Below are 1,521 nucleotides of genomic sequence, written 5' to 3' on the forward strand. Positions count from 1 at the left end.
TGCGTTCTCTTTGTTTTTATTTGTCTGTTTGTACTGTCCCTTCGTGGTCACTCCAAATTCCTAAGGCAACACCAAGTGTGAAAAGGTACGGTAACATTTCATCGATAAAGCTCTTCGTTTCTAGTAATCCTGCCTTCGCACAAATGAATCCCAGAAGAGAGGCAAGTGCCACCCATGTTTTCCAATTACGTAATCGTTTTCGAATGTTTTCTTTTGTCATGTCTAATCCGTCTCCTTTTCGATTGTATCCAAGCGTTTATGCGCTTGTTTCGTGCTTTCTTCTACCCTCGTGACGCGTTCTCCCAGTGCAACCATTTGTTTTTCACTTGCTTTCAAATCAATCCGGATATCATCCACACCTTTCCGGATATATCCCAGTTCTGCTTTGACCTCTGCACTTTGTTGTCCATCTGCTTTGATGGATTTAGATTTATTCAGGGCGTAGCCAAAATAGCTGATGGCGAGTGATAATAACGCAATTAGCACACCAAGTTCGATTGTCATCCGTTTTCCCTCCTTCTATCCATGCTTCTCATCTATATCAAAAAAGAGAGACATGGTTGTCTCCCTTTTGTTATCAAAGCCGTATGTTGCGCCAAATAAAAACAGCTGATGGCTGCTTCGGTTTCTCATTTATCTTTTGTTTTAGTATGCCAGTTCGTTATATTAGTTGACCACTTCCGTTACATCTTTTAAAACAATTACATAGGTTGCTCTTTGTAATACTTTGTGTTTCGTTTCTAATCCACCAAAAGCTTTTTCTATACACTTCCACTTCATTTCCTTACCGTCAAACACATCATATCCGGATAACATTTGAAATGCATAATTTACTACATCGCTCCCAAAATCCGGTCGCATTTTAAACCATCCTTTCACATTTGAATGTGTAGTATGTGGAATCGCTTGTTTTCCTAATGTAGTTAACTCGTTTATTAAATCTTCCGGAAGTTTAAACAATGGAAATTCAGAAACCATTAATAATTCATCATAATTTAATTATTCTTGAACTCTATCAGCATTGATATTGATAATCATATGATTCTCCTCTAATAAGATATCAGAACCATGATCGATTGTTAATTCATCAAATACCGGTTTGAAAAATTTAGCCATAATAATTCACTCTCTTTTCGTTTTATTTGTTTAGTAATTGTTGCACTAATACCTTTAATTCATCAATTTCAGCTTTCATTGAAACTTTCTCAAGTTTTTCTGCTTCAAGTTGTTCTTTAAGAGTGTCAACTTCCTGCTTCCACATACCGTGGTCAAATTGAAGATTTTTAACTTCAAAGTCAACTTCTTGTATTGCTTGAATAGAAATTGAAACCGAGCTATAAAGTGTTACAGCGTCTTTCTGTGGTGTGGTGAATACATCGTCAGAGTCCTCCGCAATCATACCGTAATTAATTGGAAGTATAATAGACTCCCCTGACTCGAAGCGTTCAACATCTCTTATAAAGTGATACTGTTTGATGTTTACAGAGTTGATTTTATCTAAAGCAGAGAATGGAAGGTCTT

Annotated in this window: 4 protein-coding genes; all 4 read right to left on the minus strand. The window is 36.6% G+C overall.

Going from position 1 to position 1,521, the window contains the following annotated elements; genetic code table 11:
• Positions 1 to 16 precede the first annotated feature (16 nt).
• Complete coding sequence (locus tag ACODS7_RS31915) at positions 17 to 220, minus strand: hypothetical protein (protein ID WP_023523386.1); 204 nt, start codon at positions 218 to 220, stop codon at positions 17 to 19.
• Positions 221 to 222: 2 nt separating this feature from the next.
• On the minus strand, positions 223 to 504 hold the full coding sequence (locus ACODS7_RS31920) for a hypothetical protein (protein WP_000151299.1): 282 nt from the start codon (positions 502 to 504) through the stop codon (positions 223 to 225).
• Positions 505 to 666: 162 nt separating this feature from the next.
• The gene (locus ACODS7_RS31925; protein WP_243168415.1) at positions 667 to 978 is read right to left on the minus strand and encodes a hypothetical protein; all 312 of its coding nucleotides are present in this window, start codon (positions 976 to 978) and stop codon (positions 667 to 669) included.
• Positions 979 to 1,138: 160 nt separating this feature from the next.
• Positions 1,139 to 1,521 (minus strand): tail fiber domain-containing protein (locus ACODS7_RS31930; RefSeq protein WP_488828573.1); only part of this gene is annotated, 383 nt, incomplete at its 5' end.

This window comes from Bacillus sp. FG16, assembly GCF_057809515.1.